This window comes from Microbulbifer agarilyticus (genome assembly GCF_020171345.1).
Taxonomy (GTDB): domain Bacteria; phylum Pseudomonadota; class Gammaproteobacteria; order Pseudomonadales; family Cellvibrionaceae; genus Microbulbifer; species Microbulbifer agarilyticus_D.
In genome coordinates, this window is the sequence record NZ_JAIUZM010000004.1 from 297,750 (window position 1) to 318,765 (window position 21,016).

The window sequence follows — 21,016 nt, forward strand, 5'->3', positions numbered from 1 at the left end:
CATTGAATTGATCAGCGGTTAAGCAGTCCTTTTACCGCATTCGGCAGGTCGGCCGGGAAGATAATGTTCTTGGCATTGTCAGAGGTCGACAGCCCTTCCAGCGCGTTGATATAGCGCTCACCCAACAAGTACATTACCGGCATTTCTTTTTCGCCGATCGCCTGGGTTACCCGCTCAATGGCCTCGCGGCTCGCATCGGCCAGTACTACCTGGGCTTTCGCGTCACGCTTGGAAGCTTCCAGACGGCCATCGGCCTCCAGGATCGCCGCCTGTTTTTCACCTTCCGCACGGGTTACCGTTGCCCGACGCTGGCGTTCCGCGGCAGCCTGTTCTTCCATTGCCTTCTGCATGGTCGCAGACGGGTTGATGTCCTGGATTTCTACCGTCTTGAGGTTGATACCCCAGTCGGCAATATCGTCGGAGATGGCCTCTTTCAGCTTCGCCTTGATCAGGTCGCGGGAGGACAGGGCGGAGTCGAGGGACATTTCACCGACAATGGAACGCAGTGCCGTTTGCACCAGGTTCTGGATCGCGATTTCGTAATCCTCTACCCCGTACACCGCCTTCTCCGGGGAGACGATATTGATGTACGCCACGGCGTTGGCAATGATGGTGGCGTTGTCGTGAGTAATCACTTCCTGTGAAGGAATGTCCAGCACGATGTCTTTGGTGGTTACCTTGTAGGGCACCTGGTCCACGTAGGGAATGATGATATTCATGCCCGGGTTCAAGGTGCTGTGGTATTTACCCAGGCGCTGCACGATGTGCTTGGAACCCTGTGGCACGATGCGGACGCCCATGCCGATGGTAATAATCACCAGCACAACCAGTGCCAGTACTACGGATAATCCTTCCATTTAATTTCCCCAGTTAGGTCTTGTTAGCTTCTTATTTGGTGTTGTGTTTTTGGACTTACAGTGGGCCGACAACCAGCGTGTTGCCGGAAATATTCAGCACCTTCACCCGTTCGCCCACAGCAATTTCATTGGTGCTCATAAACATCCATTCGTCCTCGCCCAAAATTGGTGCGGGAAAGCGCAGGCGCCCACGGGGTTTGCCAATATTGGTCTCAATTACCGAGCCCACCTGGCCGGTGAGCGCTTCCAGCGCCATGCCCGAGGTAGTGCGGTCTTTCCAGTTGGGCTTGATGAATTTTTGCCAGAGAAATACCAGCGCGATGGATAGTCCTGCCCAGATCACCAGTTGCGCGGTAATTGGCATGCCCACCGCCATCAGCAAAACGCCCATAAACAGTGCGGCCAGGCCGAACCAGAAAAGAACAAACCCGGAAACAAAAATTTCCGCGGTAACCAGCAATAAGCCCAGCACCAGCCAGTGCCAGTAGGCGATATGTGTATTGAGCCATTCCAGCATGATGGCCATCTCCTCGGTAATGCGTGAATTTCCTAACGCCCACAATGTGTGCGCATGCAAGCGGGAGATTATGCCCCAATCCAATGTGGCGCGCGCACTATTGCTCAAGGTAGCAAATTTTGTGATTACTTTTTCACCATAACTCAGGGCAGTATTTTTCGAATAGCAGCGAAGTCTGTCGAAAAATGACGAGCGAAAAGTTCGCGAAAACTTCATCAAAGCGCAGCAAAAGTGAGGGGGTGTGCAATACTTTCCGCAGACGACTCCAAGGACGGACTCCCGATGCGAATGACCGCTAACCTGGCCCAGGGCCGCTACCAATACAGTTGCGATGGCAGAACCATGCCGGTGCAGGATGACTGGCAATTGGGGCGCGATGCGCAGGGCCGCCAATTACTGATCAGCCGCCGTCTGGTGGGCGAGCAGGGCCACGGGATAGAGGTGCGCGCGCTGATGGATGCGGGTCTGGTTACCGAGTGCCGGGTTACCTGGAAAGACGAGATGGATGAGGTAAATGCTCACTACCGTCTCGTCCCTAGTGATGGCGAGGTTGCCTCTCTTGGCGATCCGATCGAAGTGGACTGGACCGGCCCTAACGGACCGCAACAGAAGTTGTTGGAAGGCGAGAACCGCCTGTTGTTCCCGCTGATGCGGATCTTTATGGGGCCGCTGCTGTTGCGCCTGTGCGATATGGAGTTCGGCTGTGAAGTGGTAGCGCCGGACATTGTGGACCCATCGCAGCGGGGCAAATTACTGGCACCCAAGGTAAGCCACCGGCGCGCGTCGGTTATGCCCGGCGATGCCAACATTCAGGGGGTGCACGATCTCGGCCCGGACGTCACGGTATTCTCCTATCAGGGGGACGAGGCCGAGCGCGATGCCCACTGCTTTGTGGATCAGCGCGGACTGCTCGTGGGCTACGACTGGCCCAGTAGTACTGGGCGCCTGTGGCAGGTGCGCTTGCGCGAACTGGAATGGTCCCCGGAGCTGGAAAGCCTCGTCTGAGCGGTCAGCAATAGCTGACTCAACAACGAATCTCGGTATCTATTCCGTGTACACTGGCGGCCTTACGGTCTTCAGGAGTACGTTCCTTGCCATTCTCCCGCTATCTTACTTCCCGTCTGCGGATTCGCCGCTTGTGGCCTCTGTTGTGTCTGCCCTTTGCGATTGCCGTTAAGGCGCAGGAGGCGCCACAGAAAGCTCGGGAGGCTGCAGAAGCGAACACGCTTATCCCTGAAGATGAGCAGACCGCAGCGCCCGCAGAGGGCGGTTTCATCGCACTGTGGCAGCTGGACGACAGTGGACAAAGTGCGGCCATTCGTCAGGATAACTGCCTGCGCGAGCAGTTAGTCACGGCACCGGCCAACATTACGCTCGAAGAAATGCGTATTCGCTGTGAGTTGCGGGTGCTGCGCGGTGACGAATATCAGGACGACACGCCCATTTTCGCGACCACGCCGGAAGCCATCGAATCACGGGATGACCCGCGGGTTAGCCAGCGGGCGCAGGCTATTCGCGACGCGGCAGAAAACCCTTTCACCCTGGCTTCGCATAAAACCAACTACCTGCTGCCCATCACCTATAACCCCTCTCCCAATAAGGGGGGGATTGCGGACTACGATCCGGACGGACTGATCGACCTGGACTCCATCGAGATTCAGTTTCAGCTGTCGGTACAGGTCCCCGTATGGCGCGGTTTTCTCGGCAAGGCGTCGTTTATGAGCTTCGCCTATACCAACCGTTCATTCTGGCAGGCCTACAACTCCGATGATTCCGCACCGTTTCGCGAGACCAATCACGAGCCGGAGTTGATTATGACCTGGCTGAATGACTGGACCCTGTTCGGTATGCAGAACGTGGCGAACCAGCTGGCGATTAATCACCAGTCCAACGGCCGTAGCGAGCCACTCTCGCGCAGTTGGAATCGCATTTATGCGAACTTTGTCTTTGAAAAGAATGACTACTATCTGGCGTTCAAGCCCTGGTATCGTATCAAGGAAGACCGGGAAGAAGATGACAACCCCGATCTTGAGCTTTATCTCGGTCACTTTGAGATGACCGGCGGGTTCGAAAAGGGCGCGCACAATGTGTCGCTGATGCTGCGCAATAACCTGCGGTCCGATAACAAGGGGGCTGCAGAGCTGCGCTGGAGCTTCCCCATGGGCCGCCGGGTACGCGGCTATGTAAAATACTTCAACGGCTTCGGTGAGAGCCTGATCGACTACGATGAATCTGTACAGACCTTGGGCATCGGTTTTGAACTGGCCCGCAGTACCGGAACTTGATTGAAACGACCTTGCACGGATCGATCCACGGATGGGATTTGACGACACTTACAAGCTGAGCGCCCACGCGGTGATCGCCAATGAGGCCGGTGAGGTACTCCAGCTGCGCGCTACCTATGCGGATAAAACCTGGGGCTTGCCTGGGGGCGCGCTGGACCTGGGGGAAACCATCCACGAGGCGCTGCGCCGCGAATGCCGGGAGGAGCTGGGTCGGGAAGTTGTTATCGATTATCTAAGTGGCGTCTATTATCACCGAGTGTACAATTCCCATGTGTTTATTTTCCGCGCCCACCTGAAGGGGCGAGGCGACATTGTCCTGTCGTCGGAGCATTCGGACTTCGACTATTTCAACCTCAAAGACCTGACGCCCGTCCAGCGCGTGCGTGTTCAGCACTGTTTGCAATTTAACGGCGAGGTTCAGAGTGCAAAATTCTGAAGCTGAGTAGCTAAACCACTTTTGATATCACACTTGTGCGAAATTTTGGTGGTAATTGCCAAATATAAATTCGCCGTCAAATTCGCTGTCCGCCTCATTTAGTATCCGCCTTTTATGCTGAACTATAAGAAGAAGTATTATGGGTGTGGAACTGACAATGCCTGACCTGGGCAACCTGAGTGAGCGGCGCCAGCCGCTGGAGTGTCGAGTCGCTCTGGTAAGCAATGATCGAGATCTCAGTCACAATTGGGTGAATGCCCTGAACACCACTGCCGCCCAGCACGAGAACCCCTTTGGCTTGTGTTTCGAGGCGGTAACGGTTGCTGCAATAGAGTCACGTTTACGCGAAGACGAGCGCCTGCAGGCGGTCATTATCGACGCCGGTTGTTGCCGCGATGAGCTGAAAAGCGCGGAAACGCTCTCCGATCATATGCACAAGCTGCGTTCCCAGTTGAATGTCTTTTTGGTGGCGCAAGATTCCTTCTTGAGCGAGGAAGGCGGGGCGCCGGCATCGGTGCGCAAGCGCTTTGACGAGTTGTTTGACCGGCGCGAAGGCAACTTCAACCAGATGTTCCGCCTGGTGCAGGCCTTTATCGCTCGCCGAGCCTCCACGCCGTTTGCCGACACCCTGAAAGAGTACGTATTTTCTGCCCGTGACGCATGGCATACCCCCGGCCACTCCGGCGGTGACAGCCTGCGCAACAGCCCCTGGGTCGGTGATTTTTACCGTTTTATGGGCGAGCACGTGTTCAACACCGACCTGTCGGTATCGGTACAGGTACTCGATAGCCTACTGGAGCCGCACTCGGTTATTCAGGAAGCCCAGGACCTGGCCGCGCAGGTGTTTGGTGCCCGTCATACCTTCTTCCTCACCAACGGTACTTCCACCGCCAACAAGGTGGTTATCCAGCAGATTCTTGGTGGCGGCGGCAAAATCATTGTGGACCAGGCCTGTCACAAGTCCGTGCATCACGCCATTGTGATGAACCGGATCGAACCGGTGTACCTGAAGTCTACCCTGCATCCACAATTTGGAATCTACGGCCCTGTTTGCCGCAAGGACATCGAGCTGGCGCTGGATGCACACCCGGATGCAGCCTTATTGGTGATTACCTCCTGTACCTACGATGGCCTGCGTTACGATTTGAAGCCGATTATCGACTACGCCCACGAGCGTGGCGTCAAGGTGCTGGTTGACGAAGCCTGGTACGCGCACGGTTATTTCCACAACGAATTGCGGCCAACCGCTCTGGAATGTGGCGCCGACTATGTGACCCAGAGCTCGCACAAAATGCTGTCTGCGTTTTCGCAGGCCAGCATGGTGCATGTGCAGGACCCGGACTTTGATGAGTTCCGCTTCCGTGAAAACCTCAATATGTATGCGTCCACCAGCCCGCAATACTCGATGATTGCGAGCCTGGATGTCGCGCGTAAGCAGATGTCGATGGAGGGCTTCGGGCGTCTGCGCAGCTGCTTGAAAATGGTAGAAACTTTGCGCCGTGAGGTCGACGCCACCGGCGTATTCCGTGCACTGACCTGTGACGATTTGATTCCTGCGCCTCTGGCCAAGGACAACATCAGCCTGGATCCAACCAAAGTCACCATTGATGTAACCGCCAGTGGTTATTCCGGTAAAGAAATCCAGGTGAAATTGTTCGACCAGTTTGGTATTCAGGTGGAGAAAACTACTTACAACACGGTGACCGTGCTGGTTACCCTGGGTAGTACCGAGAGTAAATTACTGCGCCTGGTACACGCGCTGAAACAGTTGGCAAAACACCCGCGCAAGCGCAGCCATGTGGGTACCGCACGTCAGTTGCCGGAGTTTACTCATCTGAATTGCCTGCCGGCAGACGCCTACTTTTCTGAAACGGAAGAGTTGCCGCTGATGGACAATGGTGTGGCAGCAGAGAAAAAGCTGGTAGGGCGAACCTGCGCAGACGAGATCGTGCCTTATCCGCCGGGTATCCCTGTGCTGGTACCAGGGCAGGAAATTTCCCCCCAGATTGTGCAGTTCTTGCAGCAACTCCTGCAGGGGCAAAATAGCACCGAGATCCACGGGCTTATCTTCCGCTCCGACGAGCCGATGATCCGAGTGATGAAAGAACCCGTGGCTTCTTCAGGCGAGGGTGCCGCAAAGTCCGGCAAGGCAAAAAAACGCAAGTAAGACCTTAGATCTAGATAAGGTCGAGGCAACAACTATGGCAGGGACGCCAGCGCTCGATACCAGTACTGAATCGCCGCAGTGCATTTTACTTGCCGGTGCCCATGGCGGTGTCGGCGCGGCGTTGGCGCAAACCTTGTGCGCGCGTTTCCCGCAGTCCACACTCCTGACTATCAGTCGCCACGACATTCCCCGTCTTTCGCCCGCCCATCAGCACCTGAAAAGCGAGCTGGAAAATCCGAGTAGCGTCTCTGCTATACAGGACTGGTTACTTCGCGGCCCATTGCCCAACTGGGTGGTGAGCTGTTGCGGCACCCTGCACTGGCAAGAGCATCGCCCCGAAAAAAGCCTGCGGGAATGCGACGACCGCGCCATGCTACACAGCTTCTCCATCAATGCCCTCACACATCTGCATCTGGCCCAGGCGCTAGACCCGCTCTTAAAACGCCGCTCGCCGCTTACCTGGGCGTCCCTCTCCGCGAAAGTCGGCAGTATCGAGGATAATCATCTGGGTGGTTGGTACAGCTACCGTATGAGCAAGGCCGCGCTGAATATGCTGATACGCAACCTGTCGATCGAGTGGGGGCGCAAAGTAGACAGCTGCAAGGTGGTGGCGATTCATCCGGGCACCACCGATACACCGCTGTCCAAACCCTTCCAGGCCAATCTGGCAGAGGGAAAACTCTTCTCCCCGGAGCTGAGTGCGTCACGGATTGCTGATGTGATTCAGAACCTGGCTGAGGATGATACCGGCAGGCTCCTGTTCTGGGACGGCTCGCCGATTCCCTGGTAATACAGGCTCGCTAATTACTATCGCCCAGGCGCGTTTCGAGCCAGATGCGCCAGTTTAAAAATGGATCGTGTGTAGACTACTGCCGTTACCTCGAACGGGTCGGGCAAAGTTTAGCCGGTGAGTGGGTTGCCGCGTTCAATCAGAATGTTCAGATCTGCACCCAGTGGGATAGTGCCAACGCTGTGGCTGTTGTGCCGGTGCAGCCGCGACTGGATAAACGCATCTGCCACCGGCGCTGGGCTGCCCTGAATCAACAGGTGGGCCTGCATGGTGAGTGCCAGTTGGTCGGCAATATCACGGGCGCGGTATTCCAGGTCATTATCTTTGCTGAGCTCTGCTTTCAGGTGAGTCAGTGCGCGGTCAAAACAGAGGTCTGAGCCGGAGCTCTGTGCCAGTTCATCGATCCAGCTATCGAGAATTTCTGGCTCCTTGTGTTTGGTGCGCAGAATATCCAGAGCCTGAATATTGCCCGAGCCCTCCCAGATGGCATTCACTGGGGCATCCCGGTATAGGCGTGCGGTAATGAAGTTTTCGATCAAACCGTTGCCGCCGAGACACTCCATGGCCTCGTAGTTATGGTGCGGTGTGCGTTTACAGATCCAGTACTTACCCACTGCCGCCCCCAACCGCAACAGGTGTCGCTGGTGTTCCTCATTCGGGTGGTCCAGTGCCTGGGCCATGCGCATGCTGAGTGCCAGTGAGCCTTCCACTTCCAGTTGCAGGTCTGCCAGCACATTTTGCATCAGCGGTTGGGCGGACAGCTTTTTGCCAAAGGCGCTGCGGTGTTGCGCGTGGTAGATGGCCTGCAGTGTTGCCTGTCGCTGGGCTGCGGCTGAACCGATCATGCAGTCGAAGCGGGTCAGGGCCACCATCTCGATAATGGTTTTTATCCCCGCGCCTTCATCGCCCACCAGCCAACCTACGGCATCGCGCAGCTCCACTTCCGAAGAAGCGTTGGCCACGTTACCGGCCTTATCTTTTAGCCGCTGGATCTCAATTGGGTTTTTACTTCCGTCTGGCCGCCAGCGCGGTACCAGAAAACAGCTCAGGCCTCCGGCGGTTTGTGCAAGCATCAGGAATCCATCGCACATGGGTGCCGACAGGAACCACTTGTGGCCACGGATTGTGTAGAGGCCTGCGGCCTCGCCCGGCGATGGCGTGGCTTGGCTGGTGTTGCTGCGCACATCGGAGCCCCCCTGCTTTTCAGTCATGCCCATGCCGATGGTCAGCGCCGGCTTTTCGAAATAGGGCCGATTGCTGTGGTCGTAGGCCTGTTCCGTGATTTTGGGCAGCCAGTTGGCGGCAACTGAGGGATTTTTCTGTAGCGCGGGCAGGCAGGCAAAGGTCATGGTTACCGGGCAGCAGTGTCCCGATTCCAGCTGACTGTGGAGGTAGTACTTGGCCGCGCGCACAATGTGTGCTCCCGGCTGCGGGCCTGTCCAGGGGGAGGAGTGCAGCCCTTCGCTTTTCGCTAGCTGCATCAGCTGATGATAGGCGGGATGATAGTTGACCTGGTCGATGCGGTTGCCCACGCGGTCGTGGGGCTCAAACTCCGGTTTGTGCGCGTTGGCTTGAAAACCGCGTTCGATCCATTCGGGCCGCCCGCAGATTTCACCATAGCGCTGCAGATCATCCTCGCCCCAGTGCCCGCCGTAGCGTATTACCGCTTCTTTGAGCGCGTTGTCTCCGGCGTAGAGATTATGACCCTGCAGAGGCTCAGGTTGGTTAAAGACCTGGTGCGTACCGGTTTGTGCTGGAGCGTTATTATTATTTTGCATAGTCGCTGGATCTGGCCGTTATTTGGAGCGCTCTCAAGGCGGTATGTAAGTCCTGAGAGCGGTAACGGATATCCTAGCGGTTTATCTAATGTGAGGCTTGCCTTCTGGCGCTGAAAGCATCGCGCCTGTGCAATGTTGCATGGAGTCAGATGCTGCGCTTGCCAGAAAGGTTCAGGGTGAGCTCCAGCAGGCCGGCCCAGGGGTCCATCTCCTTGCCGCCTTTGATGGCGTTATCCACGGCACGGGCACGCATTAGGAAGTTCTCCAGGTGGCGGGGGCGCAGGCGTTGGCAGGCGGCCTGGATAAGCGACTGACGCTTCTGGATGCGCACCAGGCGGCTGATTGGCTGGCCTTCTGATAGTTTCTGCTGGGTTTCCAGCAGGGTACGGATTTCCCGGGCGATGGCCCACAGAACGATGGGCGCTTCGACACCTTCGGCGCGCAGTCCCTGTAGGGTTCGGACGGCACCGGCGGCGTCGCCGGCCAGCGCCTTGTCGATCAGGCCAAACACATCGTAACGGGCAGAGCTGGCCACGGCGTTGTTCATGATGTCTGCGGTAACCACCGAGTCCTGCACCAGCAGTTTCAGCTTTTCGATTTCCTGACTGGCGGCCAGCAAATTACCTTCGACCCGTTCGGACAGAATCTGAATTGCTTCGGGCTCGGCATCCAACCCCGCGGCGCGCAGGCGCTGGTGAATCCAGCGCGGCATTTCCGCGGCTTCCACGGGCCAGACCTGCATCAGTACACCCTTGGCTTCGAGCGCTTTAACCCATTTGCTGTTGAGCTGGGAGCGGTCCAGTCGCGGCAACACCAGTAATAGCAGGGTGTCATCATTGGCGGTTGCGGCAAATTCCTGCAGGGCTTTACTGCCTTTGTCACCGGGCTTGCCGCCGGGCAGGCGCAGCTCGATGACTTTCTTGTCGGCAAACAGTGACATGCTGCCGGCGGCGGAGAGTAGCTGGCCCCAATCGAAATTATTCTCGCCGTGCAACAGGTCGCGTTCGTTAAACCCTTGCTTGCGTGCGGCTTCGCGGATGCTGTCGCAGCACTCCTGTACCAGCAGCGGTTCGTCGCCGGTAACCACGTAGATGGGGTAGAGGCCCTGTCGCAGGTTTTGCTTGAGCTGGCGAGGGTTGATACGCGGCATATCAGGGCTGCGCCGGGTTGTCGGTGATTGGGGTGCGGATGTCGATGCGGCGAAGGCGGTCGATAATTCGGCCGATCAGTTCGCGGCGCATTTCTTCGCGTTGCAGGCGTTCTTCTTCGCCTTTACTGACCACTTCGTTGTCGTCCCATTCCAGTGTGCGGTAGACGTCGGCTTTGGCCTGGGTGAGCAGGTCGCGACCGGTGTTGTTGTCCTGCACGCTGTATTCGGCGCTGGTGATCAGTTCGTATTCGGACGCGCGGCCCTTGGCATCCACAGAAACGGTACGTTTGGTTTCGGTTTCCTGGTGGATGGTAAGGGTAAAGTCAGCTTCACTGGGGTCTTCTGCCAGCGGCAGGCCACTGGTTTGCAGCAGGCGGGTGATACTGTCGGCCAGTTCGCTTCTTGGGTCTTGGGTGGTGATGTAGAGCTTGCTGCCCGGAGGGAAATTTTTCGGTGCGCCGCGGAGGTGCCAGCCACAGGCTGAGATGCTAACGGTCAGTATAAGTACCAGTGTGCGGAGCAGTGTAATTTTCATTAGGGTCCGTTGTGTTCTTGTTCTGGTTTCGTGGCGGCCCAGCACCGGGGGAAAGTTTTCAGAACCGCTGTGAATACATCCCTGTACGCTGCGTCGGCGACGTCCTTGTCGCCGACGCTCCTGAAAACTTTCCCCCGGTGCTGGGCCTTCGCGTTTGGCTCAATTTCTTCTTAGCGAAAGAGGTTTAGTTGGCGACGATGTTGACCAGTTTGCCCGGTACAACAATCACCTTGCGCACCGTTTTACCTTCGGTAAATTTCTGAACGTTCTCGTCCGCCAGCGCCATTTTTTCCAGAGATTCTTTGTCGGCATCGGCCGGCGCTTCCAGTTTCGCGCGCAGTTTCCCGTTCACCTGTACTACCAGAGTGATGGAAGAGCGTACCAGAGCTTTCTTATCCACCTGCGGCCATTGGGCGTCTACCAGCTCACCGCTGTTACCCAGTGCACGCCACAGTTCATGACTGATATGTGGGGTAACCGGGGCAAGCAGCAGTGTCGCGGCTTGCAGGGCTTCGCGCTCTACCGCAAGGCCGTTGGCGGAGTCGCGTTCGGCGACCTTGCCCACTTCGTTCAGCAGTTCCATTACCGCGGCAACGGCGGTGTTGAAGGTTTGGCGGCGGCCGTAGTCGTCGCTGACTTTCTGAATGGTTTCGTGGGTCTTGCGGCGCAGTTGCTGTTGCTTGTCGCTCAGGTTGTCTACGTCGATCGCAGCGCTGCCGTCGCCGGTGGCGATGTGGCTCTGCACGGTTTTCCAGAGCTTGCGCAGGAAGCGGCTGGCGCCCTCTACACCAGAATCGTGCCACTCGAGGGTTTGCTCGGGGGGCGCTGCGAACATGGTGAACAGGCGCACGGTGTCCGCACCGTACTGCTCCACCGCGGCGTGCGGGTCGATGCCGTTGTTCTTGGACTTGGACATTTTTACGACGCCGCCGGCAATCACTTCTTCACCGGTAGCACGCTCAACCGCGCGGATGGTTTTGCCTTTTTCGTCGCGCTCTACGTCGACGTCTGCAGGGTTCACCCAAATTTTGTGTGCACCTTCCACTTCTTTGTAGAAGGATTCGGCCAGCACCATGCCCTGGCACAGCAGCTGCTTGAAGGGCTCGTCGCTTTTCACCAGGCCTTCGTCGCGCATCAGCTTGTGGAAGAAGCGTGCGTACAGCAGGTGCAGGATGGCGTGTTCGATACCGCCCACATACTGATCCACCGGCAGCCAGTAATTGGCGCGGTCCGGGTCGAGCATGCCTTCTTCGAAGTCGGGGCAGGTGTAGCGCGCGTAGTACCAGCTGGACTCCATAAAGGTGTCGAAGGTATCGGTTTCGCGCTCCACGGCTTCACCGTTGTATTCGTCTTTACGCCACTCGGGGTCGGATTTGATCGGCGAGGTTACACCGTCCAGCTCCACTTCTTCTGGCAGCAGGATCGGCAGTTTTTCTGCGGGTACCGGAATCTCGCTGCCGTCCGCCAGATTGAACATGGGGATGGGCGCGCCCCAGTAGCGCTGACGGGATACACCCCAGTCGCGCAGGCGGTAGTTGGTGGTGACACGACCCTTGCCCGCGGCTTCCAGGCCATCGGCGATGGCATTGAAGGCGGCGTCGAAATCGAGACCGTCGAAGCCTCCGGAATTGACCAGTTTGCCCTTCTCAACAAAGGCTTCTTTGTCCAGATCGATCGCTTCGTCGTTGGCCGGTGCAATCACCTGTTTGATTGGCAGGTCGTATTTCTTGGCAAACTCCCAGTCGCGCTGGTCGTGGGCCGGTACTGCCATAACGGCGCCAGAGCCGTAATCCATCAGCACGTAGTTGGCGACCCATACCGGTACTTCTTCGCCGGTCAGTGGGTGGATGGCCTTGAGGCCGGTGTCCATGCCTTTCTTGTCCATGGTGGCCATATCGGCCTCGGACATGGACTGCTTTTTACACTCGGCGATAAATGCTTTGAGCTCGGGGTTGCTCTCGGCCAGCTCCAGCGCAATCGGGTGCTCGGCGGCCAGAGAGACGTAGGTCACGCCCATCAGGGTGTCCGGGCGGGTGGTGTATACGTCAAAGTGGTCGACACCGGCAATGGTCTGCGGCAGGGCGAAGCTCAGGTCGATGCCCTTGCTCTTGCCGATCCAGTTACGCTGCATGGTGCGCACCTGCTCCGGCCAGTGCGGCAACTTGTCCAGGTCCGCCAGCAGTTCCTCGGCGTAGTCGGTGATCTTGATGAACCACTGGGGTATTTCTTTGCGCTCTACCACGGCGCCGGAGCGCCAGCCGCGTCCGTCGATTACCTGCTCATTGGCGAGGACGGTGTGGTCCACCGGGTCCCAGTTGACCGTGGCCATCTTCTTGTACACCAGGCCTTTCTTGTACAGGCGGGTGAAGAACCACTGCTCCCAGCGATAGTAGGAGGGCTGGCAGGTGGCCAGTTCGCGGGACCAGTCGAAGCCAAAGCCCAGGGCCTTGAGCTGGCCTTTCATGTAGTCAATGTTGGAGTAGGTCCACTTGGCCGGCGCCGTCTTGTTCTGGATGGCGGCGTTTTCCGCCGGCAGGCCGAAGGCATCCCAGCCCATGGGATGCAGCACGTTCTTGCCCTGCATGCGCTGGTAGCGGGAGATCACGTCGGTGATGGTGTAGTTGCGCACGTGCCCCATGTGCAGCTTGCCGCTGGGGTAGGGGAACATGGACAGGCAGTAGAATTTTTCGCGGCTGGGGTCTTCCTTTACCTCGAAGCTCTTCTGCTCGGCCCAATGCTCCTGGGCGGCGGCTTCGACTGCGGAGGGGTTGTACTGCTCTTCCATCTGTGGGGAACCTATACTCTGTGATTCGATCTATTTGGCGATTCTGGCCGGGACACTAAGGCCGGCCGGAAAACGGCGAATTATAGGAGGGATAGGGTGAGTAAGAAACCTAAAGAGGCTGCGAATCCCGATCTGCCGGGCCAGGAAGGCAAGCTTTCCACCGAGGCCAGGCGTGAACTGGAAAAGTTGGTGGGCGAGGAGCTGGATGTCGAGCAGTTCACCGCGCGCAAGGCGGCCTTTCTGAATGCCTGGCTCAAGGACGACGTGCACCGTGCCGACGACTACCTGCGGGACCTGGGTGATGAGCTGATCACCCAGGAAGAGCGGGTTGGGGACTGGCTGTTGGATGCCGCAGACCCCACCAAGACCGTGTGGCCGGCGATTATGCGCTGTATCAAGCGCGGAGAGGCCTGGGCGCTGGCGGGGGAGGAAGCCGGGGAGGGCGAGGCTTTGCAGTGCCTCGGCTGCGGCTATCGGGCTCTGCCTCCTGCGGGCTCGGAGATCACGCCCTGCCACCGCTGTGGCTACGGGTGCTTCCGCCAGGTACTGCCCGGACAACCGTCAGAGGGTGCGAGCGAGGCCGAATAGCCGTATTCTCCGGGCCCTGAGCGAACAAGGACGACCGATCAGGCTGAAAATGGAACTGCAAACCGCACTCACCACTCTCGCCATGCCGCCATTTGCTCCCCTGGTTGGGATGCTGATGGCTCTCGCATTCTGGTTTTTCCCCGCGGGCTCCCCGCTCGCCAAATTGTCTGTGCCGCTGGCGGTTTTGTGCTTTGTCTCATTGTGGATCTGTGCGACCCCGGCTTTTGCCCAATGGCTTGGACAGCGCCTGGTGAATCAGCAGCCGACTGCACCGGAGGTGGAGCCTGCGGCCGTGGTGATTCTGGGTGGTGGTCGCTACCGGGACGAGGAGCAGGGGCGCGAGCGGTTGTCTGCGGCGAGTCTGGAACGGGTGGCCTGGGCTGTGCAGGAAGCGCCGGAAGGGATGCCGATTCTGGTTTCCGGCGGGCGTGTATTTGCGGGGGAAAAGCAGCCGGAGTCCGCCTTGATGGCCTCTGCCCTCGAGGATCTGTTTGGGCGTAATGTGACTTGGCGCGAGAATTGCAGTCGCACTACCGCGGAAAATGCCGCCAATTCCGCGGCACTTCTGCACGATGCGGGGGTCGAAAATGTACTCCTGGTTACCCACTGGTGGCATATGCCTCGCGCTGCGGACGTTTTCGCCCGTGCCGGGCTGCAGGTACGGCCCCTGGCGGTAGGTGGCCCCGGTGAATTGGTGCCCAGGGGGGAGAGTGGCTTGTTGCGCTGGTTGCCCAGTGGTGGCGCCTTGATACGGACTCAGGTCTATTGGCGCGAGCTATTGGGTATGCAGTGGTATCGGTGGCGCGCATTGCCGGCGCGCCGGCAGTGTTGAGTGTTTATGTCGCTGCGTTGTAGGTGTCCGGTGGTTGCCGTTAGTTTCGTATAAAACTAGTATGGCTAGCCCCATTGCTGACTGCCGTGGATTCGGATCGAATCACGGCAGGCGTTTTGCAGGGCGACCGAGCGAATAACAACAAAAAATATAGAGGTACGTACTGATGTCGGAGTTTCCCGCGTCGTTTTCACCCATTCAGCTACACAATCGTCTAAATCGCCCCGTCTGGGTCGGGTTCAAGCTGGCTCGCCGCGGCAGCCGGCACCTGGTGATGCTGTCCGCGGGTGCGGAAAGTGGCGCCAAATTCAGTAAAAATTTCGAAACCTTTGTTGGCCAGATCGTCCGTGAGTTCAAGCTGGACCCGGAACAAACTGACTTTGTCGAGCTGCGCCAAGATGGTGCAGAGGGTGCTGAAAGCTCCGACGGTATTGATGCCGCTGCCGAAGCGCACAACTGGTTCCGTTGGCACGCCCAGTGGGTTGGGTCTGCACCAATGGAGTGCAAGGCCGACCCGGTGACTTCGGAGGCCGCGCGCAATTACCTGGAAGAAGTGCTGACGCGCAGTAACGCGGCAGCGTAATCTCCATTCACTGCAAATCTGATGGGTCTTGCGGGCCTGAATAGCGTCTGTCGGCGAGTTGTTGGCAGTAAGTAACAGGTAGGTTACAGGCAGTAGAACCGCCGACGCCGCGCTAGTGTCCTCTGGGTGATACGTGGGTATTGCCCGCTCCCCCTTGCGGCGCAAGCAGGTCTGCCAGCGCCTTTTCCAGTGTCGGGTACTGAAAGCTGTACCCGCTATCCAGCGCTGTGCGGGGCTCCATGCGCTGGCTGGCCAGCAGTAATTCCTCCGCCATTTCCCCAAACAATATTTTGAGTAGCCACTCCGGCGTGCGGAGCAGGCAGGGCCGGTGCAGCTGTTTCGCCAGCAGGCGGGAGAAACTGCTGTTGGTCACCGGTTCCGGGGCGCACGCGTTGAACGGGACGCACAGGTGACGGTCGATGGCGTGCAGAATCAGGCCGACAATATCCGCCTCGTGAATCCAGCTCATCCACTGCTCACCGGAGCCCATTGGGCCACCCAGTCCCGCCTTGAAGGCCGGGAGCATTTCCTTGAGGGCACCGCCGTCCGGCGACAAGACGATGGAAGTGCGCATGATGCCGACACAGATGCCGGCCTGCTGCAGAGGCAGGGTAGCGGCTTCCCAGTCCCGGCACAGTTGCGCCGCAAATCCGCCTCCGGGCCCGCTGGTTTCCTTGAGCAGGTCACCGCCCCGGTCTCCATAGAAGCCCACGGCAGAGCCAGACAGGACGTATTTGGGGCGCTGTGGTTGCGCGAGTATCCAGCGCACAAGATCGTTGGTGGTTTCGATGCGCGAACGCCGAATTTCTGCCTTGCGCGCCTCGCTCCAGCGTTTGGAAATGGTTTCTCCGGCAAGGTTAACCACGATGTCGACGGGCCGATCTATCTGACCGAGGTCATTGACCGCGGTAGCGGACTCGCCACAAAGCCGGCGGACTTTCTCTGGCGAGCGGCTGAGTACGGTCAGGCTATTTCCCCGCTCCAGCCATTTTGAACAGAATTGGCGGCCGATCAATCCGGTGCCGCCGGTGATTAAGCAATGCATAAATCTGGCATCCATGCCGCACGCTTTCCGCCACTGCAACCCGGTTGGCGCTGCATCGAATGTGGAAGGGTGCGGTTTACATTAAACCACTTGTTCCCAAATGTACGCCGTAAAAACACGTTCGGCTTGTTCGGGATAGACGTTCCTGTCTGCACAAGTTGCGCCGGCTGATGGGAGGGGCGTTTGCGTTGCGGTAACGCGCCGGATAATCCTGCACGCAGGTTTATCCGCTGCCGGGCAAATATCTCACGATAATAGCAGCCGCAAGACCGCTTGCGATGGAATGTGAAACAAATTTGGGCGCGCTGGGTGAAACCGGACGGCAAAGCGGGGCAACAGCCGCCCGGATTTTTCTATTCGAAACGCTTGTACCAAAAAGGCCTCAAAAAGACCTTAGTCGGGCGCTCCCGTTAGCGCGCCGTCAGTGACTGTTTCCGGGCGCTTTTGCAGGATCACTGCGGCCAGCAGCATCAGGGTCGCGAGTGCCACCAGCCCCCAAATGCCAATCACCATAAACGGGGTCAGTCCGCTGCGCGCCTGTACCTGCCCAACCAGTGTGGCCTGCTCGAACTGCGGCAGTTGCTCGGTGATAACACCATCCGGAGAAACAATAGCGGTGACGCCGGTATTGGTACCGCGTACCAGGTAGCGCCGGGTTTCCAGTGCGCGCATTTGGGCCATCTGCATATGTTGCAGCGGGCCGATGGAGTCTCCGAACCAGGCGTCATTACTCAGCGTCAGTAGCACCTGTGCATCGCCGCTACTCTCCGCGACCAGCTGTGGGTAGACAATCTCATAGCAAATGAGCGGCGCCCAGCTCAGGCCGCCGGCTGTCAGTGGCTGCTGACCTTCTGGCCCGGGGCGAATAAAAGAGGTGGGTAAGTTGAAGAATTCGATGGTGCCGCGAATCCAGTCTTCCAACGGCACATATTCACCGAAGGGCACCAGGTGGCGCTTGTGGTAAAGCTGCTGCTCACTGCCAAAGACCGCCGCAGAATTATGTACCACACGACGGTGATCGCGCTCGGTATCGTAGAGGATGCCGGTGATCAGATCCTTTTGTGTATTCAGTGCGTTGTCTTGCAGTGCTTCAATCAGGTTGGGAGCTTGATGGTAGAGCAGGGGGAGTGCTGCTTCCGGCCAGATAATGACATCGACTCCCTGGGAGTGGAGATCTTGGGTGGCGCTCTGGTAGCGTCGAATGGTCTCGCCGCGAAACTCGGGGAGCCACTTTTTTTCCTGCGGGATGTTCGCTTGTACCAAGCCGATGGTGCGTGTGTCGTCGCTGGCTTCGGTCCATTGAATATTGTTCAGCAGCAAGCCCAGAGGCCAGGCCAGCAGCGCAGTGGCGGCAAGTGCTATGGCGCTGGGGGACTTCCACGATTCGAACATACGGCGCGCAAAGAGTGCCATTACCGCCGCGGTAAACGCCAGCAAAAGGCCGATACCGTACACGCTGATGATTGGTGCCCAGCCCGCCAGCCAGGTGTGGATGTGTCCGTAGCCCGCAAACAGCCAGGGGAAACCGGTAAACACCCAAGTGCGCAACCACTCGCTGAAAAACCACAGCGCGGCAAAGGCGAGGGCGAAGGAAATCGGGTTGGTGCGAAAGCGTGCGATCAATACAAATGGCAGTGCCAACAGCGCAGCCAGGATGCCGACGAAGGCGCCGGTAAGAATGACGCCGAGCAGTGGCGACGAGTTGCCAAAGTCGGTAATGGATACATATACCCAGGAACCGCCGGTGGCAAACAGGCCCACCCCGTAACACAGCGCTAGCCAGAAGGTGTTTTTGCCTGAGAGCTTTGGCGCTTTGGGGCCCGGCGCCAGTAGCCAGGCAAACAGCCCGAGTGACAGCAGGCTGCACCACCATAGATTGTATGGGGCAAAGGAAAGGGTCATCAGGCCGCCGGCAATCGCGGCGGCCACGGCGGGCAGGGGTTTACGCATCAGCCATCTTCTTCTGCGGGCTTGTCGAACCGACTCACGCGCAGCAGATGGATCTGCCGGTTGTCGGCGTAAAGGACGCGGAACTGGAAATCCCCGAGCTTGGTGATTTCATCCCGTCCTGGCAGGTGGCCAAAGGACTGCATGATCAGGCCGCCCACGGTATCAAACTCCTCGTCGCTGAATTCGCAGGCGAAGAACTCATTAAATTCCTCAATCGGGGTGAGGGCTTTAACGACATAGTCGTTGTCGCTCACCTTGCGGATGAAGCTATCTTCCTCTTCCTCGTCCGTCTCGTCTTCGATTTCGCCGACGATTTCTTCGAGGATATCTTCAATAGTCACCACGCCCGAGACACCACCGTACTCGTCGATGACCACCGCCATGTGATAGCGGTTCTCGCGGAATTCCTTCAGCAGGATATTCAGGCGCTTACTTTCGGGGATGATGTTGGCGGGGCGGATATGGTCTTCCAGGCGGAAATCGTCCACACCCTTCAATACCAGCGGCAGCAGGTCTTTGGCCAGTAGGATACCGCGGATGTCGTCGATACTTTCGCCCACAACCGGGAAGCGGGAGTGGCCGGATTCGATGATCTTGGGAAGGAAGTCTTTGGGGCTGTCCTCGATACTGACGACCACCATCTGCGAGCGCGGAATCATGATTTCCCGCACCTGCTGGCTGGAAACGTCCAGCGCACCCTCGATGATGGATAATGCCTCGGCGTCTACCACCTTGTTTTCGGCGGCGTCCTTGATAATGTCGAGTAGCTCATCTCGGGATTTGGGCTCTTGTGAAAAGGCGCCCAGTATTTTTTCCAACCAGTTTTTCTCCCCCGACCGAGGGCGGTTGGAAGAGGAGCTACTTGGGGGTTCGTCGGTGGTCATGGATGTGGCCATACTCCGCTTTACTCGTCGATTCCGTTTGTCATTTGTCTATTTGTACGCCCTGTGTGGGCGCTTGAATTGGCTGGTAGGGATCGTCGATCCCAAGCCTTGCCAGTATCTGGGTTTCGAGATTTTCCATGATCTCGGCGTCATCGTCCTCGATATGGTCGTAACCCAATAGATGCAGTGTGCCATGGACCACCATGTGTGCCCAGTGGGCTGAACACGCTTTGTGCTGCTGTTCCGCTTCTCGCGCCACTACCTGGGCGCAAATTACCAGGTCGCCCAGCAGGGGCAGGCCGAGTTCCGGCGGGATCTCGGCCGGGAACGAGAGCACATTGGTGGGTTTGTCTTTGCCGCGGTACTGGCTGTTGAGTGCCTGGCTCTCATCTTCATCGACGATGCGCAGGGATATCTCAGCTTCAGCGCGGTGCGTGCCCACAGCGGCGGCGGCCCAGAGGGCAAGATCCTCATCGCTGGGTAGGGCGGTAAGTGTGGCGGCCCGCTGAACATCGAGCTGGATGTCCGCGGGCGAGGCCGACTGGCTCTCAGATGGGCTGGTGTTCATGGGCGCGGCCTCAGGCCGCATCTTCTCCAGCGCGGCCAGCGGCTTCGAGCGCGGCGGCTTTACGCGCGGCGCGTTCAGCCTGTTGCTCGGCCTCCACTTCCGCCTCGTGCACGTCGTAGGCTTCAACGATGCGCTGTACCAGCGGGTGGCGAACCACGTCTTTGGCGCCGAAATGGGTGAAGCTGATGCCGTTGACCTTGCCCAGCACCTCAATGGCATGGCGCAGGCCGGAGGCCTGTCCGCGGGGTAGGTCGATCTGGCTGGGGTCGCCGGTGATCACCGCGGTAGAGCCAAACCCGATACGGGTCAGGAACATTTTCATCTGCTCGCGGGTGGTGTTCTGGCTTTCGTCGAGAATGACGAAGGCGTTGTTCAGGGTACGACCGCGCATATACGCGAGTGGTGCCACTTCAATCACGTTGCGCTCGATCAGCTTGTCGACGGTTTCGAAGCCGAGCATTTCGTAGAGTGCGTCGTACAGGGGGCGCAGATAGGGGTCTACCTTCTGGCTCAGGTCGCCGGGCAGGAAGCCCAGTTTTTCGCCGGCTTCTACCGCCGGGCGTACCAGCAGGATGCGCTCGACCTGGTCCTTGAGCAGTGCTTCTACCGCACAGGCTACGGCCAGGTAGGTTTTACCGGTACCGGCGGGGCCGATACCGAAGTTGATATCGTTGCTCTGCACCGCACGCACGTATTTGCGCTGGTTGACCCCGCGCGGGCGTACGGAACATTTCTTGGTGCGAATCAAGACTACTTGGTCGCCTTCACCTTCAGCGGCCTTCTGACCACCGTTCATCAGCTCTTCGACCCCGGACTGCTGCAGGGCGAGATGGATCTCGTCTGGTGTCAGGCTGTCTTTGCCACCGGTTTCCTTATACAGGTTGCTGATGATCTCACCGGCTGCGCGTGCGGACTTGGCGTCACCGTAGAACGCAAACTGATTGCCGCGATTGCGGATTTCAATATCCAGTCGCTGTTCAATCTGGCGCAGGTGTTGATCAAATTGGCCACAGAGGTTGGCCAGGCGGCGGGCGTCGTTGGGCTCAAGGGTGATGCTGTGAGCGAGGGCTTGTGTTTCCAAATTGGTTTCCATGCACCTTTTGTCTGAGGGTTCAGTCTGTAGGTTATACCCATTTCGGCACAATGGGAAAGGGCGCTTTGTGACGAATGGGTTCTAAACAGTTCCGTGGCTTATAACACTGGAGTATGAAGGTTTTTCGCTCGTGACCGGTTTGGTGACTTTGTTACTTCGTAGCTTCTTAGGTG

19 protein-coding genes are annotated in these 21,016 nt (G+C 58.1%); 8 read left to right on the top strand and 11 right to left on the bottom strand.

Features of this window, described 5'->3' with window-relative positions; translation table 11 throughout:
* Positions 1–11: 11 nt before the first annotated feature.
* A complete protein-coding gene (locus LCM31_RS14130; RefSeq protein WP_010132598.1) occupies positions 12–857 on the bottom strand; it encodes an SPFH domain-containing protein in 846 nt (281 codons plus the stop codon).
* Positions 858–912: 55 nt separating this feature from the next.
* Positions 913–1,374 carry an NfeD family protein gene (locus tag LCM31_RS14135; RefSeq protein WP_224871103.1) on the bottom strand — a complete coding sequence of 154 codons (462 nt, stop codon included), beginning with the start codon at positions 1,372–1,374 and terminating at the stop codon, positions 913–915.
* 282 nt (positions 1,375–1,656) lie between these two features.
* Here LCM31_RS14135 and LCM31_RS14140 point away from each other — a divergent pair, with 282 nt between their 5' ends.
* The 5 genes from LCM31_RS14140 (at position 1,657) to LCM31_RS14160 (ending at position 7,052) form a co-directional block, all read left to right on the top strand.
* Positions 1,657–2,379: a hypothetical protein gene (locus LCM31_RS14140; protein ID WP_224871105.1), complete on the top strand. Its 723-nt coding sequence runs from the start codon at positions 1,657–1,659 to the stop codon at positions 2,377–2,379.
* Positions 2,380–2,465: 86 nt separating this feature from the next.
* A complete protein-coding gene (locus tag LCM31_RS14145) occupies positions 2,466–3,659 on the top strand; it encodes a phospholipase A (protein WP_224871107.1) in 1,194 nt (397 codons plus the stop codon).
* 31 nt (positions 3,660–3,690) lie between these two features.
* Positions 3,691–4,095: an NUDIX hydrolase gene (locus LCM31_RS14150; protein ID WP_224871110.1), complete on the top strand. Its 405-nt coding sequence runs from the start codon at positions 3,691–3,693 to the stop codon at positions 4,093–4,095.
* Positions 4,096–4,252: 157 nt separating this feature from the next.
* On the top strand, positions 4,253–6,262 hold the full coding sequence (locus tag LCM31_RS14155) for an aminotransferase class I/II-fold pyridoxal phosphate-dependent enzyme (RefSeq protein ID WP_224871112.1): 2,010 nt from the start codon (positions 4,253–4,255) through the stop codon (positions 6,260–6,262).
* Between the two features lie 34 nt (positions 6,263–6,296).
* The gene (locus tag LCM31_RS14160) at positions 6,297–7,052 is read left to right on the top strand and encodes an SDR family oxidoreductase (protein ID WP_224871114.1); all 756 of its coding nucleotides are present in this window, start codon (positions 6,297–6,299) and stop codon (positions 7,050–7,052) included.
* A 110-nt stretch (positions 7,053–7,162) separates the two neighbouring features.
* Here LCM31_RS14160 and LCM31_RS14165 read toward each other — a convergent pair whose 3' ends face one another.
* The 4 genes from LCM31_RS14165 to leuS form a co-directional block, all read right to left on the bottom strand.
* Positions 7,163–8,830, bottom strand: coding sequence for an acyl-CoA dehydrogenase family protein (locus LCM31_RS14165; protein ID WP_224871116.1), 1,668 nt, complete (start codon positions 8,828–8,830; stop codon positions 7,163–7,165).
* Between the two features lie 145 nt (positions 8,831–8,975).
* Positions 8,976–9,980: a DNA polymerase III subunit delta gene (gene holA / locus LCM31_RS14170; RefSeq protein WP_224871118.1), complete on the bottom strand. Its 1,005-nt coding sequence runs from the start codon at positions 9,978–9,980 to the stop codon at positions 8,976–8,978.
* Position 9,981: 1 nt separating this feature from the next.
* Positions 9,982–10,515: an LPS-assembly lipoprotein LptE gene (locus LCM31_RS14175; protein ID WP_224871120.1), complete on the bottom strand. Its 534-nt coding sequence runs from the start codon at positions 10,513–10,515 to the stop codon at positions 9,982–9,984.
* A gap of 184 nt (positions 10,516–10,699) precedes the next feature.
* Entirely contained in the window at positions 10,700–13,300 is a 2,601-nt protein-coding gene (gene leuS / locus LCM31_RS14180; RefSeq protein WP_224871121.1) for a leucine--tRNA ligase, read from the bottom strand.
* 96 nt (positions 13,301–13,396) lie between these two features.
* Between leuS and LCM31_RS14185 the strand changes: the two genes are divergently transcribed.
* From LCM31_RS14185 to LCM31_RS14195, 3 genes are all read left to right on the top strand, one after another.
* On the top strand, positions 13,397–13,888 hold the full coding sequence (locus LCM31_RS14185) for a zinc ribbon-containing protein (protein WP_224871123.1): 492 nt from the start codon (positions 13,397–13,399) through the stop codon (positions 13,886–13,888).
* A 49-nt stretch (positions 13,889–13,937) separates the two neighbouring features.
* Positions 13,938–14,720 carry a YdcF family protein gene (locus LCM31_RS14190; protein ID WP_224871125.1) on the top strand — a complete coding sequence of 261 codons (783 nt, stop codon included), beginning with the start codon at positions 13,938–13,940 and terminating at the stop codon, positions 14,718–14,720.
* 166 nt (positions 14,721–14,886) lie between these two features.
* Positions 14,887–15,303, top strand: a complete 417-nt coding sequence (locus LCM31_RS14195) for a hypothetical protein (RefSeq protein ID WP_222231850.1) — start codon at positions 14,887–14,889, stop codon at positions 15,301–15,303.
* 112 nt (positions 15,304–15,415) lie between these two features.
* Here the strand turns inward: LCM31_RS14195 and LCM31_RS14200 are convergent, their stop codons facing one another.
* The 5 genes from LCM31_RS14200 to LCM31_RS14220 form a co-directional block, all read right to left on the bottom strand.
* Positions 15,416–16,363, bottom strand: coding sequence for a TIGR01777 family oxidoreductase (locus tag LCM31_RS14200; protein WP_224871127.1), 948 nt, complete (start codon positions 16,361–16,363; stop codon positions 15,416–15,418).
* Between the two features lie 378 nt (positions 16,364–16,741).
* The gene (gene lnt, locus LCM31_RS14205; RefSeq protein ID WP_224871129.1) at positions 16,742–18,298 is read right to left on the bottom strand and encodes an apolipoprotein N-acyltransferase; all 1,557 of its coding nucleotides are present in this window, start codon (positions 18,296–18,298) and stop codon (positions 16,742–16,744) included.
* Positions 18,298–19,194 carry an HlyC/CorC family transporter gene (locus LCM31_RS14210; RefSeq protein WP_224871132.1) on the bottom strand — a complete coding sequence of 299 codons (897 nt, stop codon included), beginning with the start codon at positions 19,192–19,194 and terminating at the stop codon, positions 18,298–18,300. The genes lnt and LCM31_RS14210 overlap by 1 nt, the downstream gene beginning before the upstream one ends.
* 28 nt (positions 19,195–19,222) lie before the next feature.
* Complete coding sequence (gene ybeY / locus LCM31_RS14215; RefSeq protein ID WP_224871134.1) at positions 19,223–19,750, bottom strand: rRNA maturation RNase YbeY; 528 nt, start codon at positions 19,748–19,750, stop codon at positions 19,223–19,225.
* A gap of 10 nt (positions 19,751–19,760) precedes the next feature.
* Positions 19,761–20,843 carry a PhoH family protein gene (locus tag LCM31_RS14220; RefSeq protein ID WP_224871136.1) on the bottom strand — a complete coding sequence of 361 codons (1,083 nt, stop codon included), beginning with the start codon at positions 20,841–20,843 and terminating at the stop codon, positions 19,761–19,763.
* Positions 20,844–21,016: the final 173 nt, after the last annotated feature.

What these genes read in the sequence shown, in the direction of transcription:
- holA (WP_224871118.1), bottom strand. Translation starts at nt 9,980, where the DNA reads ATGCCGCGTATCAACCCTCGCCAGCTCAAGCAAAACCTGCGACAGGGC.
- LCM31_RS14195 (WP_222231850.1), top strand. Translation starts at nt 14,887, where the DNA reads ATGTCGGAGTTTCCCGCGTCGTTTTCACCCATTCAGCTACACAATCGT.
- leuS (WP_224871121.1), bottom strand. Translation starts at nt 13,300, where the DNA reads ATGGAAGAGCAGTACAACCCCTCCGCAGTCGAAGCCGCCGCCCAGGAG.
- LCM31_RS14175 (WP_224871120.1), bottom strand. Translation starts at nt 10,515, where the DNA reads ATGAAAATTACACTGCTCCGCACACTGGTACTTATACTGACCGTTAGC.
- LCM31_RS14160 (WP_224871114.1), top strand. Translation starts at nt 6,297, where the DNA reads ATGGCAGGGACGCCAGCGCTCGATACCAGTACTGAATCGCCGCAGTGC.
- LCM31_RS14140 (WP_224871105.1), top strand. Translation starts at nt 1,657, where the DNA reads ATGCGAATGACCGCTAACCTGGCCCAGGGCCGCTACCAATACAGTTGC.
- lnt (WP_224871129.1), bottom strand. Translation starts at nt 18,298, where the DNA reads ATGCGTAAACCCCTGCCCGCCGTGGCCGCCGCGATTGCCGGCGGCCTG.
- LCM31_RS14220 (WP_224871136.1), bottom strand. Translation starts at nt 20,843, where the DNA reads ATGGAAACCAATTTGGAAACACAAGCCCTCGCTCACAGCATCACCCTT.
- LCM31_RS14210 (WP_224871132.1), bottom strand. Translation starts at nt 19,194, where the DNA reads ATGGCCACATCCATGACCACCGACGAACCCCCAAGTAGCTCCTCTTCC.
- LCM31_RS14165 (WP_224871116.1), bottom strand. Translation starts at nt 8,830, where the DNA reads ATGCAAAATAATAATAACGCTCCAGCACAAACCGGTACGCACCAGGTC.
- ybeY (WP_224871134.1), bottom strand. Translation starts at nt 19,750, where the DNA reads ATGAACACCAGCCCATCTGAGAGCCAGTCGGCCTCGCCCGCGGACATC.
- LCM31_RS14150 (WP_224871110.1), top strand. Translation starts at nt 3,691, where the DNA reads ATGGGATTTGACGACACTTACAAGCTGAGCGCCCACGCGGTGATCGCC.
- LCM31_RS14190 (WP_224871125.1), top strand. Translation starts at nt 13,938, where the DNA reads ATGGAACTGCAAACCGCACTCACCACTCTCGCCATGCCGCCATTTGCT.
- LCM31_RS14135 (WP_224871103.1), bottom strand. Translation starts at nt 1,374, where the DNA reads ATGCTGGAATGGCTCAATACACATATCGCCTACTGGCACTGGCTGGTG.
- LCM31_RS14155 (WP_224871112.1), top strand. Translation starts at nt 4,253, where the DNA reads ATGCCTGACCTGGGCAACCTGAGTGAGCGGCGCCAGCCGCTGGAGTGT.
- LCM31_RS14200 (WP_224871127.1), bottom strand. Translation starts at nt 16,363, where the DNA reads ATGGATGCCAGATTTATGCATTGCTTAATCACCGGCGGCACCGGATTG.
- LCM31_RS14130 (WP_010132598.1), bottom strand. Translation starts at nt 857, where the DNA reads ATGGAAGGATTATCCGTAGTACTGGCACTGGTTGTGCTGGTGATTATT.